Source organism: Roseivirga seohaensis, assembly GCF_001592945.1.
Lineage (GTDB): Bacteria > Bacteroidota > Bacteroidia > Cytophagales > Cyclobacteriaceae > Roseivirga > Roseivirga seohaensis.
On sequence record NZ_LRPB01000048.1, the window covers coordinates 23584 to 40985 of the forward strand.

Annotated in this window: 22 protein-coding genes; 16 read left to right on the forward strand and 6 right to left on the reverse strand. The window is 39.7% G+C overall.

Annotated elements, in window-relative coordinates:
* The first annotated feature begins 191 nt into the window (after positions 1-191).
* Positions 192-2522 carry a tetratricopeptide repeat protein gene (locus tag AWW67_RS14565; protein WP_089082048.1) on the forward strand — a complete coding sequence of 777 codons (2331 nt, stop codon included), beginning with the start codon at positions 192-194 and terminating at the stop codon, positions 2520-2522.
* 58 nt (positions 2523-2580) lie between these two features.
* Positions 2581-3555 carry an NAD(P)-dependent alcohol dehydrogenase gene (locus AWW67_RS14570; protein WP_062302644.1) on the forward strand — a complete coding sequence of 325 codons (975 nt, stop codon included), beginning with the start codon at positions 2581-2583 and terminating at the stop codon, positions 3553-3555.
* 15 nt (positions 3556-3570) lie between these two features.
* Here AWW67_RS14570 and AWW67_RS14575 read toward each other — a convergent pair whose 3' ends face one another.
* Entirely contained in the window at positions 3571-4095 is a 525-nt protein-coding gene (locus AWW67_RS14575; RefSeq protein ID WP_062302645.1) for a hypothetical protein, read from the reverse strand.
* 49 nt (positions 4096-4144) lie between these two features.
* Positions 4145-5125, reverse strand: coding sequence for a GlxA family transcriptional regulator (locus AWW67_RS14580; protein WP_062302646.1), 981 nt, complete (start codon positions 5123-5125; stop codon positions 4145-4147).
* Between the two features lie 124 nt (positions 5126-5249).
* Here AWW67_RS14580 and AWW67_RS14585 point away from each other — a divergent pair, with 124 nt between their 5' ends.
* The 14 genes from AWW67_RS14585 to AWW67_RS14650 all read left to right on the forward strand — a co-directional run bounded on the left by AWW67_RS14585 (position 5250) and on the right by AWW67_RS14650 (position 14192).
* Positions 5250-5660, forward strand: coding sequence for an SRPBCC family protein (locus AWW67_RS14585; protein ID WP_062302648.1), 411 nt, complete (start codon positions 5250-5252; stop codon positions 5658-5660).
* A 16-nt stretch (positions 5661-5676) separates the two neighbouring features.
* The gene (locus AWW67_RS14590) at positions 5677-6099 is read left to right on the forward strand and encodes a VOC family protein (RefSeq protein WP_062303148.1); all 423 of its coding nucleotides are present in this window, start codon (positions 5677-5679) and stop codon (positions 6097-6099) included.
* 9 nt (positions 6100-6108) lie between these two features.
* Positions 6109-6516: a VOC family protein gene (locus AWW67_RS14595; protein WP_062302649.1), complete on the forward strand. Its 408-nt coding sequence runs from the start codon at positions 6109-6111 to the stop codon at positions 6514-6516.
* 129 nt (positions 6517-6645) lie between these two features.
* On the forward strand, positions 6646-7020 hold the full coding sequence (locus AWW67_RS14600; protein ID WP_062303150.1) for a DoxX family protein: 375 nt from the start codon (positions 6646-6648) through the stop codon (positions 7018-7020).
* Between the two features lie 21 nt (positions 7021-7041).
* Entirely contained in the window at positions 7042-7254 is a 213-nt protein-coding gene (locus AWW67_RS14605; RefSeq protein WP_062302650.1) for a hypothetical protein, read from the forward strand.
* 6 nt (positions 7255-7260) lie between these two features.
* Positions 7261-7560, forward strand: coding sequence for an RNA polymerase alpha subunit C-terminal domain-containing protein (locus AWW67_RS14610; RefSeq protein WP_062302652.1), 300 nt, complete (start codon positions 7261-7263; stop codon positions 7558-7560).
* A gap of 24 nt (positions 7561-7584) precedes the next feature.
* Complete coding sequence (locus AWW67_RS14615; RefSeq protein WP_062302653.1) at positions 7585-8025, forward strand: VOC family protein; 441 nt, start codon at positions 7585-7587, stop codon at positions 8023-8025.
* A 15-nt stretch (positions 8026-8040) separates the two neighbouring features.
* The gene (locus AWW67_RS14620; protein ID WP_062302654.1) at positions 8041-8406 is read left to right on the forward strand and encodes a nuclear transport factor 2 family protein; all 366 of its coding nucleotides are present in this window, start codon (positions 8041-8043) and stop codon (positions 8404-8406) included.
* Positions 8403-8777 carry a VOC family protein gene (locus AWW67_RS14625; protein WP_062302656.1) on the forward strand — a complete coding sequence of 125 codons (375 nt, stop codon included), beginning with the start codon at positions 8403-8405 and terminating at the stop codon, positions 8775-8777. The genes AWW67_RS14620 and AWW67_RS14625 overlap by 4 nt, the downstream gene beginning before the upstream one ends.
* A 10-nt stretch (positions 8778-8787) precedes the next feature.
* Positions 8788-9144: an iron chaperone gene (locus AWW67_RS14630; protein WP_062302657.1), complete on the forward strand. Its 357-nt coding sequence runs from the start codon at positions 8788-8790 to the stop codon at positions 9142-9144.
* A 6-nt stretch (positions 9145-9150) separates the two neighbouring features.
* Positions 9151-9543 (forward strand): acyl-CoA thioesterase, encoded by a 393-nt coding sequence (locus tag AWW67_RS14635; protein ID WP_062302658.1) that lies wholly within the window; start codon positions 9151-9153, stop codon positions 9541-9543.
* 560 nt (positions 9544-10103) lie between these two features.
* On the forward strand, positions 10104-12419 hold the full coding sequence (locus AWW67_RS14640; protein ID WP_062303152.1) for a S9 family peptidase: 2316 nt from the start codon (positions 10104-10106) through the stop codon (positions 12417-12419).
* A gap of 222 nt (positions 12420-12641) precedes the next feature.
* On the forward strand, positions 12642-12983 hold the full coding sequence (locus AWW67_RS14645) for a hypothetical protein (RefSeq protein WP_062302660.1): 342 nt from the start codon (positions 12642-12644) through the stop codon (positions 12981-12983).
* 9 nt (positions 12984-12992) lie between these two features.
* Positions 12993-14192, forward strand: a complete 1200-nt coding sequence (locus AWW67_RS14650; protein WP_062302661.1) for a DUF4221 family protein — start codon at positions 12993-12995, stop codon at positions 14190-14192.
* A 496-nt stretch (positions 14193-14688) separates the two neighbouring features.
* Here the strand turns inward: AWW67_RS14650 and AWW67_RS14655 are convergent, their stop codons facing one another.
* From AWW67_RS14655 to AWW67_RS14670, 4 genes are all read right to left on the reverse strand, one after another.
* Positions 14689-15591, reverse strand: a complete 903-nt coding sequence (locus AWW67_RS14655; RefSeq protein WP_062302662.1) for a histone deacetylase family protein — start codon at positions 15589-15591, stop codon at positions 14689-14691.
* Between the two features lie 114 nt (positions 15592-15705).
* Positions 15706-16272 carry a hypothetical protein gene (locus tag AWW67_RS14660; protein WP_053224557.1) on the reverse strand — a complete coding sequence of 189 codons (567 nt, stop codon included), beginning with the start codon at positions 16270-16272 and terminating at the stop codon, positions 15706-15708.
* A gap of 94 nt (positions 16273-16366) precedes the next feature.
* Complete coding sequence (locus tag AWW67_RS14665) at positions 16367-16888, reverse strand: acyl-CoA thioesterase (protein ID WP_062302664.1); 522 nt, start codon at positions 16886-16888, stop codon at positions 16367-16369.
* Positions 16888-17400 carry a DinB family protein gene (locus AWW67_RS14670; RefSeq protein WP_053224559.1) on the reverse strand — a complete coding sequence of 171 codons (513 nt, stop codon included), beginning with the start codon at positions 17398-17400 and terminating at the stop codon, positions 16888-16890. Before AWW67_RS14670 ends, AWW67_RS14665 begins: the two co-directional genes overlap by 1 nt.
* Between the last annotated feature and the right edge of the window lie 2 nt (positions 17401-17402).

Below are 17402 nucleotides of genomic sequence, written 5' to 3' on the forward strand. Positions count from 1 at the left end.
ATGAATAACCTTAAGCTCTAATACCACCTCCCACCTTTAAATAATTCTTGCTATTTTTAGCTTTAAGCCAAAGCATCAATGACTAGAACAGCATCTATAAAAGGCCAGACTATCAGTTTTATAGACGCAGTATTTTTTCATTCCTATGACATTGCGCGCTGTAAAATTAAAATGAATAAAACCGCTAAAACGTGATAAGTCAACAAAACCGCAGGTTGGCGGCCATAATGTTTACCGACATAGTGGGTTATACTGCCCTCATGCAGAAGGATGAAAAATCAGCTGCTATAGTAAGAGCACGTCACCGCGAGGTTTTTCAAAATAAACATCAAGAACATCATGGCGAAATCATCCAATACTTTGGGGATGGAACCTTAAGCGCTTTTCAAAGCGGTGTAGAAGCCGTTGAGTGCGCCATTGCCATACAACGAATGTTAGGAACAGAAGATGGTATTCCCCTTCGGATTGGGCTCCATATTGGCGACATTGTTTTTGATGGTATCGAAATATATGGTGATGGGGTAAATTTTGCTTCCAGAATAGAAAGTATGGGTGTTGCTGGAGCTATCCTGATTTCAGAACAACTCAACGAAGAGCTTAAGAATCACCTCCATATTTCAACCGTTTCGTTAGGCAGTTTCGAACTTAAAAACATCACAGAACCCGTTGAGGTGTTTGCAGTAAACAATGACGGTATTAAAACACCCTCTCCTTCTGAACTTAAAGGAAAACAGAAGAAGCATTTGAAAACGATTGCTGTTTTGCCCTTTGCCAACTTCAGTAGCGACCCTGAAAACGAATATTTTACCGATGGAATGACCGAGGAGATTATCAACGCCTTAGCGAAGGTCAAAGCCCTAAAAGTCACTTCCAGAACTTCCTCTTTCTATTTCAAAAACAAGAACATTCCCATTTCGCAAATTGGGAAAGAGCTGAATGTAGGTATTATTCTAGAGGGCAGTATTCGCCTATCGGGCAAGGCCATTCGAATTACCGCGCAGCTTATTGATGTAGCTGAAGACTATCACTTTTGGTCGGAAACCTGGGATCGCCAGCTCGAAAATGTTTTCGAAATTCAGGACGAAATAAGCCTTTTGATTGCGGATAAATTAAGAGAACAATTCGGCCATTTCGAAATTCAAGAACACTTGGTGACCAAGCAAACCGAGAGTCTTGACGCTTACGAATACTCCCTCAAAGCCCGATTCCATTTCAATAAATGGAACCCAGAGGACATGCATACGGCCATTTCCCTTTATGATAAGGCCCTTGAATTGGACGACAAGCATGTTGAATCTTATTTAGGCCTGGCCGACTGCTACGGCTTTTTGGCCACCACAAGTTTTATGGATCATGCCGAAGCATGGCAAAAGGCCGCTCAGCTTACCCATAAAGCGCATCAGCTCAACGATCGACATGCAGGGGTGTATTATCAATTGGCCAATCTCGCCTTTTTCACTGCTGTCAATTACAAAGAGGCGCTGAGGCTAACCATCAAAGCTTTAGAAATTCAGCCCAATTATGTAGAAGCTCAGCAATTCATGTCATTTCTATATTTAATTGCTGGAAAGAGAGATCTTGGATTTCTTCACCTAAATAAAGCACTAGAGATAGACCCACTTTCGCAGGAGACACTCTTTTACAAGGCCTATTATAATTATAAGACCGAGAATTATGAACAGGCCATTGAGTTGCTAGATCGATGCCTTGAGCATAATCCAAAAAACATACCTGCAAGCACCGTCAAAAGCTACTGCCTCATCAAACAAAACCGACTAGACGAGGCTATCAATTATTTCGACACCGTTCCATCGGACATTGTAATTGAAGCCGATAAAATTGGCGTACAAGCCATCGCATACGCGCTTAAAAATGATGCTGTTAATAGCGAAAAACTAAGAAACCGTTTATTGGAATTTGCGCAGAACATTGAGAATTACCATGCGCAATCCTATCTCTTTATGCTCTATGCTGCCACTGGCGAAAATGACAAAGCCTTTGAGTGGATTAGAGAAGCCATGGAAAACAACTCACCATTACTTCATCTTCATTTTGTAGACCCTTTGGTGAACTCAATCAAGACGGACCCTCGATACCTAGAGTTTCAGAAAGTGATTTTCCAGGAAGTACCCGAAATTAAAAAAGTAAAAAAGAAGAAGGCACTTCTCGATAAAGAGACGGCTCTTAATTACACAAATCAACTACTGAAATACATTGAAGAAGAGAAGTCATTTCTGGATCCAAATCTAAGTTTAAGGACTCTGGCAGAGCATATAAAGATCAACCCTAACCAGCTTTCTTGGCTGCTTAACGAAAGCTTGAATAAGAATTTCAGCGAATTTATAAATGGCTATCGGGTGCAACACTTCAAAGAAAAAGTAGCCGATGCAAGTCAACGGCACCTCACCCTTTTGGCCTTGGCTTATGACAGCGGTTTCAATTCCAAAACGGTTTTCAACACCTTTTTTAAGAAAGTCACTGGGCAAACCCCCAAGGAATACTGGAAAGAGGTAACCAAGTAATAGGTTCTGATTTAAAAACCCGAACGATCAGACTTTGAATAATACCCAACTTTGATTCATGAAAGCGATTGAATATCACAGTTACGGATCACCAGAAGTTCTACAAATCGTAGAAAGAGAAATACCTACACCAAAAGACAATGAGATTTTAGTAAAGGTTTTTGCCACTACGGTTACGGCCACTGAAACCACTTTTCGTCAAGGAAAACCCTATTTCTCAAGGCTTTTTACGGGTTTAACAAAACCGAAAATCAAAACCTTGGGCGAAGAACTCGCGGGAGAAATAGTGGAAACGGGAAAAGCAGTAACCCTTTTCAAAAAAGGGGACCGTATTTTCGGAACTGCTGGCCCTACTTTCGGTGCCAATGCCGAATACATCACCCTTCCAGAAGATGCGGTAATCGTGCCCTTGCCTTCTAATTTGAATTATGAAGAATCAGCTTCGACATGCGATGGTTTCTTAACCGCCCTGCCCTTTCTGCGTGATACAGGAAAAATTAAACAAGGCCAGAAAGTACTGATTTATGGTGCTTCGGGCAGTATCGGAAGTTCGGCCATTCAGGTAGGAAAATATTATGGTGCGGAGGTAACAGGGGTTTGCAGCACTACCAACCTTGAGCTAGTAAGTTCATTGGGTGCCGACCATGTGATTGATTACAAAAACGAGGATTTCACGAAAAATGGTCAACAATACGACATCATCTTTGATGCCGTTGGCAAAATTAAATACTCAAAGGCTAAAAAGGCTCTCACGAAAGAAGGACGATTTTTGGAAGCAGGTATTGGCCTCAATGTTCTTGGTCACGTACTCATTACTGCGCTATTTGGTAAAAAGAAAGCCTTGATTGCAACCACAGGTTTACGTCCGCCAGCAGAAAGAACCAAAGACCTACATCTCCTCAAATCTCTTTTAGAAGAGGGCCGCATCAAACCAGTGATCGACAAGACCTATACTTTTAGCAACATAGCCGAGGCGCATCGTTATGTAGACCAAGGACATAAAAAAGGAAATGTGGTGATCAGAATGGTTTAATGGGATACCCGAAACTCAGCAAATAGGCTTAATTGGGTTTCCGAAAACATCAGTTGCAGAACTAGAGTTGAGATAGAAATTGCAGTCTGGCATTCGCTCTTTTAAAATGATGGCCATGTCAAGAATACTTTCTTCATCGTGTTCTGAGTCCAAAAACACTTCTTTGAGGCTTTGATTGTTTAAATTCTCACATAAATCGGATAAAGTGATTTCTGTTTTTGTGATGTTTAGGCTTTGTAAAGAAACCATTTCATTGAAAAACGGAATACTTGCTTTGGTGATTTTATTATGGCTCCTTAAATATAGGGTTTCCAAATCCTTAAGCTTAGCAATGTGCTTGACACCTTCATCTGTAACCAGTGTGTCTTTCAAATGAATCTCTAATATGGATGAAACTCGTAAAGTGAAAAAATAGAAAAAGTCATCATCGTTTTCTGAATCTATCGACTTATAGCCGCTCCATGCTGGAGGAATAGCATCTAGCTTTTCGATTCGAAAATGGCGTTTCCAGAATTTCTTTTCTTCTTTTAAGAGATTCATATTAAATCATTTACAACCTTCAAGCACCTTAATGTTTTTCTCTTAATGACTAAACAGCCACCTCCACCTTAGCGTATTTATTCCGATACTCAATCGGTGTTAGCCCCGTGATTTTCTTAAACACATTGCGGAAAGCTTTGGTATCGGTATAGCCCACATCAAACATCACTTCATTGATGTTTTTTCGGCTGGATTCAAAACTGCGTTTGGCCGCTTCAATCTTGATCCGTTGAAGGTATTCCAACACCGTATTCCCAGTGGACTGTTTAAACCTACGCTCAAAACTTCTTCGACTTACCGCTACATGATTGGCCACTTCGTCTACTGATATTCTCTCTTGAAAATGCGCTTCTAAATATTGTTGAGCTAGCTTCACCGCTTCATCATTATGATCTTTCTGTCCATTGAAAATAGCAAAGGAAGATTGACTGCTTCTATCGATGTCTATCGCAAAATATTTGGAGGCTAGAATAGCAGTATCGCGGTCGGTGTACTTTTCCAGAATATAAAGCAGCAAATTCCAATAGGAGTTGGCACCACCGCTAGAATAGATTCCTTTCTCTTCAGTAATAATGCTTCCATCCATGATTTCTACATCCGGGAAAGTCTCTCGGAACTCGTTATAATAGGCCCAATGGGTAGAGCATTTCTTATCTTTTAACAAACCTGTGGAAGCCAATAGAAATGCCCCAACACACAGCGAAGCCACTTCTGCCCCGTTGTTATGCTGCTCAATAATCCATGGAATTGCTTCTTGATTTACCTCCACGGCATTTTTCATATCACCAAAAAGCGCAGGAATAATGATCAAGTCAGTTTGTTTCACTTCACCAATCAACTTGTCGGCATGAACGGAAAAAACGCCTCCGTGAAGCCTCACTTCTTTAGTTAATGCCACCAATTGCACATTGAATAGTGGTGCTTTACCTGCCGCTTGCAAAAATTGATTGGCTGCAGTGAACATATAGCGAGGGTCGGCCACAGCCTCCATTACAGACGACTCTGGAACAAATATGGAAACGGTTTTCATACCTAAATGTAAATCAAAAGTTTGGCGGAATCAACCCCATAAAGTGTCGGCATCTCCCCACTTACATGTAAAAGCAAATTCAGACATTTGTAGAGTAACCTGTTGAAAACCTTAACATAAAAACATGGAAAAGATCACGATTAAAGCAACCGTAAATGCGCCTATTGCTAAAGTTTGGAATTTCTGGGGAGCACCAGAACACATTTCGAAATGGTGCCAAGCATCTGACGATTGGCATGCTCCCAGCGCTGAAAACGACCTAAGAACAGGCGGCAAATTCACCACCAGAATGGAAGCCAAAGATGGTAGTTTCGGTTTCGATTTTGGCGGAATTTATGATGAAGTAATCGAGCATCAACTGATTGCTTATACCATGGAAGATGGCAGAACCGTGAAAATTACTTTTGAAGAAAAAGAAGGCGTTACTGAAATCATTGAAACCTTTGATCCGGAAAGCGAGAACCCAGTTGAGATGCAGCGCGATGGATGGCAGGCCATCTTAGATAACTTTAAGGCTTACACGGAGAGAAATTGAAATTATATTAATGACTATGCAGAATCAAATTTATCCTTGCCTTTGGTTTGATGGACAAGCCAAAGAAGCAGCAGATTTTTACTGCACGATTTTCAAAGATTCAAAAATAACAAATGACACCCCTATGGTGGTAAACTTTGAAATCAACGGAAAAAAATTCATGGGTTTAAATGGCGGACCCAAATATAAATTTTCACCAGCAACTTCATTTGTGATAGAATGCGAAACTCAAGAGGAAATTGATTTCTATTGGGAGAAGTTAGGAAAAGGTGGCCAATACAATCAATGTGGGTGGCTTGATGATCAATTTGGAGTGTCTTGGCAAATTGTTCCTGTTATCCTTAACAAACTTATGAGCGATCCTGAAAAATCAGAAAGAGTGGTTGAGGCATTTTTGAAAATGTCAAAATTCGAAATACAAACACTAATTGATGCCTAACTCTATAAAATGACTAGGATTAGCCCCTTTTTAACCTTCAATGGCAATTGTCGCGAGGCCATGACTTTCTATCATAATTGTTTTGGTGGCGAAATTCAATTCCAAACCATTGGCGACTCTCCGTTGGGCAAGAAATTGAGTTCAGAAATACAGGAATACATTCTACATGCTTCCATTTCAACAAAGCATTTCACGATGATGGGAACAGACATGATTGAAGAACAAGGTTTAATGCAAGGTAATGCGGTTTCTATTTGGGTAGAATGCATGAGCAAAAATGAGCTGTATACTTACTATCACAAACTTGCAGAAAAAGGTGAAGCTCGCCAGCCCATTGAACAAACCTTTTCGGGTGCATTATTGGGCGGGCTTGTCGATAAATTCGGAAAGCATTGGCTATTTCATTGGAGAACATAAACGCTAAAAACATTATACATCTCTGTCGCAATCAGCCCTTTACAATGGCGGATATACACCTCCATAAACTCATTTTATGTAAGCAAATTTGTAATGAATCAACAAAAACTAACCTCAAATAACAGTATTATGAAAAAGAGCAAAATCATCTTCTGGAGCACCACCATTCTTATCTTTCTATTCGAAGGTGTAATGCCCGCCCTTACTTCGCAAACCGAACTGGCCAAAGAAGGAATCCGCCATTTGGGCTACCCCGATTACTTTGGCATAATGCTTACCGTGTTTAAAGTGCTGGGTTCATTGGTACTAATTATTCCAGCCGTGCCCAAGCGTGTAAAAGAGTGGGCCTATGCTGGCTTTGCCATTGACTTTATTTCAGCATTTGTCAGCCTTGCTGTAGTGGATGGATTCGGTTTGGCCTTACTTTTACCTTTAATATTTATGGTTGCGTTAGTGCTTTCTTATATTCATTATCATAAATTGAATCCAGAAATAAAAGGTTAAAGCATTAATAGCAAACTGTTTATGATCGAAGTTTTTGCTACAAATATTACGAGTGAGGGAAAAGCAAAAAGGATTCTAACTCAAATTGAAGAAATTTTTCCAGCCTATATAGCCAACTTCGATTTGGAAGATTGTGATAAAATTCTTCGTATCGAAACCCTTGAAGCCATCATTGACACGAAATCTATTATTCGTCTTGTAACCGAAATGAATGGCCAAGCTTCACTTTTATAATCTCAAATGGCTACAGAAAAGGAAAAACAGTTACGAACGTGCCTCAAAGGACATGAATACTACAAAAGCAGCGATTGCCCTACCTGCCCTATTTGTGAGGCAGAAAGAAAACCAACAACTGGATTTCTATCACTAATTAGCGCTCCCGCAAGAAGGGCTTTGGAAGCACATGGGATTTCCAGTTTAAAGCAACTATCTGAATACAGAGAAAAAGAAATATCAACGTTTCACGGCATTGGTCCAAAGGTCATATCTATTTTAAAAGAGGCCTTAACAGAAAATAACTTACAGTTTAAAGCAAATTAAAACCAACATCAAGAACTTAAAATTATGGCATCAGTAAGCACTTATCTTAATTTTTCTCGCAATACCGAAGAAGCATTCAATTTTTACAAATCCGTTTTTGGTGGAGAGTTTTTCGGAGAAGGTATTATGCGTTTTGGCGACATTCCAGCACAAGAAGGAATGCCTCCAATGGCCGAAGAAGACAAAAACCTAGTAATGCATGTGGAATTACGAATTTTAGATTGTCACACCTTAATGGGTACAGACGCACCTGAAAGCATGGGTTTCAATGTGAATTTTGGGAACAATAGCTACATTAACCTTCAGCCCGACACTAGAAAGGAAACAAAAAAGCTCTTCGATGCGCTTTCAAATGGCGGAAAAGTAACCCAAGAGCTAGAAGAGATGTTTTGGGGCGACTATTACGGAAGCTGTACCGACAAGTTTGGAGTGCAATGGATGTTCAATTGTGGTGAAAAGGCGTAAGTCAAATTTCCCATCATGACTGATCACAACAAAGAGATTGCAATAGCCTTTTCCAAAGGTGAATTCAGCTCGGTATATGATAAACTGGCGAATAATATTGAATGGAATATTGTGGGTGAAAGGTTATTAAAAGGAAAAGAAGAGGTGATTGCCTATTGCCAGAAAACAGCTCAGTATTTTTCGGAAGTCAGTACTGACTTCCGTTTAAAAAGCATCGTTGCAGAAGGCAATCATGTAATGATTAACGGAACAGCTGAATTCATCGGTAAATCAAACAAATCCACTTATATTTCTTCATGCGATGTGTATTCCTTTAAAGAGAATAAACTTCAAGAAATCACTTCTTACTGCATAAAAACAAACAAAACAGAAACACAATGAAAATTCCTGAAGGACACCAATCTGTAATGCCTTACCTCATTTTACCAGAGGCAGAGAATTTTAGCGAATTCGCAAAGCAGGTTTTTGATGCGAAAGTAAGCTTAACTAGGCTGCGCGAAGATGAAAAAACGATCATGCATTCTGAATTAATAGTCGGCAACAGTACAATCATGTTTGCTGGGGCTACGGAGCAATTTTCTCCCCAAACCGCAAACCTTTTTGTTTATGTAAATAACGCAGACGAAACCTATAAAAAAGCACTAGACAATGGTGCTTCTTCTGTGATGGGCTTATCGGACCAAGATTACGGAAGAACCTGTGGAGTTTCAGATCCCTTTGGCAATACTTGGTGGATTACATCTGTACATTAGTTAAGTTTTCATGAAGCAATCCATAGAAGTTGACCAATACATCTCAGGCTTTTCGGATGAAGTATCATCTGTTCTTTCAAAAATCAGAACCCTTATTCAGCAAGCAGTCCCTAATGCAGAAGAATGCATAAGCTATGGTATTCCTACTTTTAAGTTAAATGGAAAAAGCTTAGTGCATTTTGCAGCCTACAAAAAACACATAGGGTTTTATGCTACACTTACTGGTCATACTGAATTTGCAAAAGAGCTGTCGCAATACAAGCAAGGCAAAGGGTCTGTTCAATTTCCGTTAAGCCAACCTATGCCCCTTAACCTAATTAAGCGAATTGTAGAATTTAGGATGAAAGAAGTGCTTAAGACAAATTAAAGACAAATGCCTGCTATTTTTGAATCTACTTTTGAAGTAACTGCTGCCGACTTGGACGCCATGCAGCATGTGAATAACGTACGCTATTTACAGTGGGTGCAAGATGTTTCTGAAGCTGCTTGGACACAAACCGCGAAACCAGAATGGCTAGAACAATACAAATGGGTGGCTATTAATCATTTTATAGAATACAAGAAACCCGCATTTTTAGGTGATCAAATCCAGATCAAAACACACGTAAACGAACACACTGGAGTAAAAAGTAATCGACTGGTACGTGTATTCAATGCCACCACAGGCGACCTACTCATGCAATCTAGCTCTTGGTGGTGTATGATTGACGCCAACAGCCTAAAACCCACCCGAATCCCAAAAGAAGTTACAGAGGCTTTTGTGTGACTAGTTACTTTGAATCTCCATTCCAGGCGGTTATTGCGAGCCTGCATGCCGCAGGTATGAAACAAACCATGCGATAGCACTGGGTTGTGACGAAGCAATCTCTAGCTTTGCTGTTCATCATTGAGATTGCTTCACGCAAGCAGCGCTGCTACGAAAAACTTTGGCAGGTTCACAATGACGATCAATACAGGCATATTCACTTAATAATTGACCAAACTAATTATTACGCTTAAGAGTAAATCACCACAAAAAGCCAAATCGGAGTGTCATTGCGAGAAATAAGCGTTGCACTAGCAAAAGCTTATGACGAAGCAATCTTAAGGATTCGTCAACTTGGTGGTGAGATTGCTTCACGCTTGCTCTTTCACTTCGATGTACATTTGCAGGTTCGCAATGACGAAGCTTTTAACCTTTGCGGCTACTTTGAGACCTTTGCGGTTAAGTTAGTTAACTTATCTTTAGACCATTTCTCCGCTTATCCCTTCAATAGTGAGTGTAAAATAAAGCCGTTGTATTTCAGATGCTTTGGGGTTATTATTGGCACAAACAACCTTAAATGCATGAAAAAGATTTTAACCCTCCTGCTCACCCTAGCTGTTATACAGCTTTCGGCACAGCAGCACAAAGCTGATTTTAAAGCAGCGGAAAAGTTTAGCTCTGATAACTTGAGCAAAATGCTGAAAAGCACGCGCGTTTCTCCGCAGTGGTTTAAAGACAGCGACAAATTTTGGTACACGTACACCACTACTTCTGGAAAGAAATTCTATGTGGTAGATCCGGTAAAGAAAACCAAAACTCAAATGTTCGACAACAAGGACTTTGCAGCACAATTGAGCGAACTTACCCGCAAGCCTTGGAACCACAACGACCTTGACTTAAAGGCTTTGAAATTAGAGGATGACAATACTACGCTTAAGTTTATGGTAGACAGTATCGACTACCATTTCAACTTAAACACCAAGGTAATTTCTAAAGGTGATTCTACAGAAAAGCGTAAGAAAAGAAACAACTGGGCTTCTTATTCTCCAGACAGCACCTACATCACTTTCGCTAAAAATCATAACCTGTATATGATGATGGCAGACGATGCTGACTCTACCGAAATTCAGCTGACTGAAGATGGTGAAAGATGGTTTAGCTACGCTGGCGATGCTGGTGATACCACAAAAGACAAACGTACAAGAGCGAGAGTAAGATGGTTTAAAGACGAAGCAAAATTCTTCGTTAACCGCTCTGACTCTAGAAAAGTAGAAGAGCTTTTTGTAATCAATGAGTTAAGCAATCCGAGACCAAAATTAGAGGTTTACAAATATGCCATGCCGGGCGACCAAAATGTTCCGCAAGAGCAATTAGAGATTTTCGATCCAAAAACGAGAGAGAGAATCATCGTTGATATTGACAAATACACTGACCAAACTATTAGTGCATACTTGCCAGGCGAAACTTCTGACAAGCTTTTCTTAACCCGAATGAACCGTACAAGCGACACTCTTGATGTTAGCGTTGTAAATACAGCCAATGGTGACTTGAAAGTGTTATTCCAAGATGTAGATCACCCTTATTTCAATTGGGATTATCAGCAATTGATTATTCTTGAAGAAGGAAAAGAATTGATCTGGTGGTCGGAAAGAACTGGCTTTGGACAGCTTTATTTATATGATGGCCAAACAGGCGCTTTGAAAAATAAAATCACCAACTCTGGTCATTTTGTGACAGGCCGCGTACAAAGCATTGATACGGTAGGAAGAAAAGTGTATTTCGAAGCTTTTGGTAAAGAAGAAGGCATCGACCCTTATTATTCCTTGATATACAAATCGAATTTTGATGGCTCAGGCTTTAAAGCCCTTTCTATTGAAAACGGTAATCATAGAATCAGCATGTCAGAATCTAATAAGTTCTACATCGATAATAACTCAGCGGTAGATGTTACCCCAACTTCAACCCTGAAAGACAACAACGGAAACGTAATTATGCAGTTAGAAACTGCTGATTTGAGTTTATTAGAGCAAGCTGGCTGGAAAAAACCGGAGCGTTTTACTATGAAAGCTGATGACGGCATTACCGACCTTTACGGTGTAATGTTCAAACCTTTCGATTTTGATTCTACGCGTCAGTACCCAATCATTTCTTATGTATACCCTGGCCCACAAGTAGAATCGTTTACGAATGATTTTACCATTACTGGTGGTTACCAAACTGCCATGGCGCAATTGGGCTTTATTGTAGTAAGTATGGGCCACAGAGGCGGTTCGCCAATGCGTTCTAAATACTACCACACTTACGGATGGCAGAACTTAAGAGATTATGCTTTGGCAGATGATAAGCGTGCTTTAGAACAATTGGCTGAAAGACACGAGTGGATCGACCTTGACCATGTAGGTATTTTCGGTCACTCAGGTGGTGGGTTTATGTCGACTGCGGCTTTGCTTACCTACCCTAACTTTTATACTGCTGCGGCTTCTTCTGCCGGTAACCACGACAACAACATTTATAATAAATGGTGGGGCGAAACGCACAATGGTGTGATTAAAAAGGAGAAAACGAAAAAAGATAAAGATGGTAACGAAACCACCACAGTTACTTGGGATGGAAAAGTAAAAACCAACCAATCTTTAGCCAGTAATTTAAAAGGACATCTTTTACTTACTCACGGTACAATCGACAATAACGTACATCCTGCAAATAGTATGCGTGTAGCTGACGAGCTGATGAAAGCGGGCAAACGTTTCGATTATATGCCAATTCCGGGTTCAAGGCATGGTTATGGCGGCAGCAAGAGAAGCTACTACGAAAAATTGATGTGGTATTTCTTTGCAGAGCATTTGCTAGGCGACTACAGAACCAATGTAGATATGGATTTACCTGACGGTAATTAATTAGAAATAACACCTACTAAATTGAAAGGCCTGCGAGAAATTGCAGGTCTTTTTTTGTGGTGTACAAAAGTGAAGAACTCCCCACCATAACCTCCATTGCATCGAGGATGAACAACAAATTGGCTTTTAACCGATACTCAACACTGACTACCCTCCTACCACTAGCAACAAATTAATCTCATAATGTGTAGCAGTTCAAACATGAATAAACTATTTTAAAGTGTGAAAAATTTAGCCTTTATCATTTTTAAACTAGCGCTGTTCTCGGTATTGATTGGGAAAGTGTTGAATTGGTTTCTCAATTTCAGTGATCAGGTCAATCAAATTCTCAATACCAGCATGTTCTGCTTACTAGGTCTCGGCTATTTTATTGCTGGATTAGCATGGACAAACAAATGGCTGAAAGGCATATTTATAGCCTGTGGTATATACTTAATAGTTATGAATTTCATTGAAAAAAATACTTTTTTGACTGTGATTGGAATTGCCTGTATTTTAAGCCCAATGTTAATCGCTCGCTTTTCACCAGACGAAAAAGAAGAAAACGAATTAACTGAAGGTTAAAATTTACTTATGAAAAACTCGGTCAACACACTCTTAATTGTATTATTATTCATCTTATCCGCTTGTGGCACTTCTTCAAATAAAGAATCAGAGGCAGGAAATGTAAGTTACGAACTGACCCAGCTAGAAGATAAAGTCTTTATGCTGGATGACGAAACTTCTGTTGATGGAATTTATGCCAAATATGTTGTTGTAGATGGCGTGGGCTATTATAGCTTCTTCAATCGACCTAATCGACACCTCTATTTTTACAATTATAAAACAGGTGAAATCGCCCACAAAATTAAACTTGCAGCAGATGGCCCCAACGAAATCATCTATCCTTATGGCTTCTTTGAATATTGGGTACATGATTTTGACAATATTTTCGTCAACACAATGCAGTTCTATTATAAAATCAACAAAGAAGGCGAAGTGCTCAAAAGAGTCAAATCTCATGAGAATTTCTCATTTAGTGACTCCAGACTTTCTTTGGACGCTAGCACTACTTTTAAAGATGGAAAGCTCTACACATCGAACACCTCGTTTGTAACTGCTGAAGGAGATACTAGCTGGTTAAGGGCCAATTTTGATTTTGAGAAAGGAGAAGTAGAAAAGTATTATTTAGATGAAAGAACCATTCTACCTGACTTTGAAGAAAAAGCCGAGAGAACTAGAGAAATGGCGAAAACAGGAGGCATTACCTCGCTAGCCTTCTTTTTTGCCGGAAACGATCAAAACCTATACGGAACTTCACAAATAAGCGACAGCCTTTATTATTTCGAAAATAGCGAGTTTAAAGAAGCCTACTTTGCCGGAGATCCAGAGATTAAATCCACCGACTTAGATGGCTTTTTTATGTTATCTATTGTTACCAGAACCGAAAATAGTGTTTCTATTGGTCCCAATCCTACTCAGCCGCCTCATTTTGTAGGAAATCTGTATACTAGTCCAGACAAACAGATGATTTACAGGGTATTGGTACATGGCACCAAACCTAGAATTAACCCAGAAACCAATAAAGAAGCACCAAAAGTATTTGGGGCTTCATTGATAGTTTTTGATACCAAAACCAAAAAATCAGGAGTCATTAAGCTACCTGAAGAATTAATAAATCAAGTGGCTTTAAACAATGCTTTTGTAACCGAAGAAGGCATCCATTTTTCACTAAAAGAAGCAAATTCAGAAAGCGAAAAAGTGTATAAAGTTGTTAAAGTGAATAAGCTTTAGTTTTGTTACTTATAGGTCAGAAGTGAGCTTATCTGCTTCTATTTGCACTTATAACACACTGGTATAGGTGCGCACTTGATTAGTTAGGTGTGAAAGCAATTCTGACGGCATTAATTATTTCTACCGAAATACCAAAAAGAAGTAAGTGAATACGGGTTGATTTGCTAGCTAATCAAGGTCTAGGCTGTTGCTCATTCGGAGCGTCATTGCGAGAAATGGAACCTGTGTTAACAAGGTTTCATGACGCGGCAATCCGTTCGTTCCAAGTTCCTTGCTAATATTCTTCAATAACGGGGTCCAATAATTAACTTATTTACATTCTAATGGTCGTAATGAACACCAGACAGATTGCCGCGTCACAGCCTTTCGCTAACGCGAAGCCTGCTTCTCGCAATGACAAAAAAAATGAGCGTTATGCTAAAAATAAGCCCCTGTCGCAAGCTCTTTGATTAGGCAGAACCTGGGCACTTATCAATCAAGGTTACTGTCCTTTCACCTAGAAAAAAATCTCTTGAGCCAAGCGAAAGGTATTGGCGTGGGCTTCAACAATATGGGCTACTTTTTCGGAATAGCCACCACCCATACAAGCCATAATCGGAATATCGTTTTGTTTGCAAGTTTCTAGCACAATCCTATCGCGCTGCTTGCAACCTTGAAGGGTCATTCCCAAACGCCCTAGTTTGTCGGTCGCCAAAACATCTACTCCGCTCTGAAAGAAAACGAAATCAGGCTGAACAGTATCCATTAAGGCTTTCAGGTTGGCATCTAATAAGCTCAAATAAGTATTATCATCCGTTCCATCTTTCAGCCCAACATCCAAATCGGATTTTTCTTTGTGCAATGGATAATTGGCAGCCCCATGCATACTAAAAGTAAAAACCCTTGGTTCGTTCTCAAATATCTGGGCGGTTCCATTACCCTGATGCACATCCAAATCCACTACTAAAATCTGCTTAGCTAATCCATTATCTAGCAAATCATGGGCAGCAATGGCAATATCATTCAGTAAACAAAAGCCTTCTCCCCTGTCGGTAAACGAATGGTGCGTACCACCTGCTAAATTCATAGCAACTCCATTTTCAATGGCATAGCGTGCGGCCATTACCGAACCATGCATAATTACACGCTCCCTTTCCACCAAAGCTGCCGAAAGTGGAAATCCCGTTTTCCGTTCTTCTTTTCTAGATAAGGAGAGTGTCTTCAACTTATTCCAATAGTCGGTATTATGAGTACGAATAATAGACGTTTCGCTCAGTAGTTCTGGAGTGAATAAATTGCTTTCAGAAATGGTGCCTTCATATAAAAGCTGTTCGGGTAGCAGGGTATACTTTTCCATCGGAAAGCGATGATTTGCTGGTAAAACGTGCGCGTAAATATCTTTCCAGGCTATTTTTAACATACTGCAAAAAGTAAAAACCGAACTAAATTGTTTGTTGCAAAGCTGATAAAAAGGAAAATCCCTAAAAGTCGACCGAGCGACTGTTAGGGATTTTCTATGATTAAGAATCAATTCTTATTCTTCGTCATCTTCATCGTCCTCATTATCCATTTGGAAAGAGAAGTAAGTTGGGTCAAGTTCCAGGGTATCGTTAGTAAAGTCTTTAATGAATTTCTCAATCACTTCATGCGTGATTTTGTCTACATTCAAGCCTACATCTAAACCTACACCAAAGTCGATATTTTCATCAATATCTACATGTTCTTGAACTTTGACAGCATCTTCTTCCTCAAGTTCTTCCATTACCTCGGCCATATATAGCCCTATTTCTTCTTCCAAATCACCCAACGGAGCTATATCACCATTTTCGTCTTCTTCGTAAGCAATGGCTTTGTACTCAGGGAATTTCTTTGCCGCTTCATGTTCAGCCAACTCATAAATTTCACTGGCATGCTGAATCTTCAAGGTATAAAGTGCTACATCAAACACTACTTCTCTACCATCATAGGATCCTACAAAATTGAAGTTCATATAATCGTCCGAATTATCTTCCGAATCGATTACAACATATGAATTTCCTGTGGCCTTAATTTTGGCCTTAAACTTTTCGATTTCCTTTGGATCAAACCCTTGATTTTCCATGGCTACGGTACTAATAAATTAACAGTTCTATTTTGAGGTGGCAAGATAATAGCCAGTCCGAATCTTTAATAAGATAATCTTCTATTTTGAGAAATCAAAAAATTGAGCGAGTCTCATTCTTAACTTGATAAACGCGTTCGTCAAATTTGCCAGAATGATAATCTACATCAGGATATAATATCGCCTTTAAATAAGCTTCTACTTCTTCTGAATGTTCTACCGTTCTACTGGTGTTCATTCCTACGTACTTAAAGGTAGTCCACATCAAGGTTTTCAAATAACTTTTGGAGTCATCGTACATACAGTATTCCACAACCAAAGTGTTTTTGTTATACCAAATCACCCTGCTCACTATTCTAACCCATTCGGCCATATTTGCTGGTTTTAGGTAGGCAATATGATGATTATACACTACCCAAACGGCATCGAATGATTTGATGATTTCCCGCATTTCAACCCCATAAATTTTCGGAACTTGATCTTCTCTGGCATTGAAAAAATAATCGAAATATTTGGCGTTATTCAGATGACGAAGCGGGTCGCAATCCTGAAAACGGATCAATACTCTAGATTCTGTCTCTTTAGGGTAATTGAAGTTGGGATCGATGATAAACATTATAAATACCTTTCTTTGATGATTTGAATATGATGAGCTACATGTCCTACTGTCATGGCGGCAAGCGCCCTAACTGTTACCTTATTACCACTGGCAATTCCTTCCGCCATAGTTTCCTCTTCCCTAAGGTTTTCAAATAACAAAATGGAAGCCGCCCGAATGGCCTCAAATTCGGCCAAATAGCTGGCTAGTGGACGAGAAGGGTTGGTGGCTGCTTCCTGATATGAATCCTGATCCATGCCCGGAAGTGCTTGTTTGTCGCCTCTGGCAATGGCCAAAGCACGGTACGTGAAAATACGCTCTACATCATTGATATGATTCAAAACCTCTTTAATTGTCCATTTTCCTTCAGCATAAGCCGTATTCGATTTCTCTTCAGAAATGGAGTTAAATAATTCGGTTACTTCGCTTTTCTGTGCGCTAATGCGATCTAAAACATTTTGGCCTTCTAGTTGGCTAATGTAGGTCTGATAAAAAGGGTCGTATTCGCCCTTTGAAGGTAGAGAAATCATAC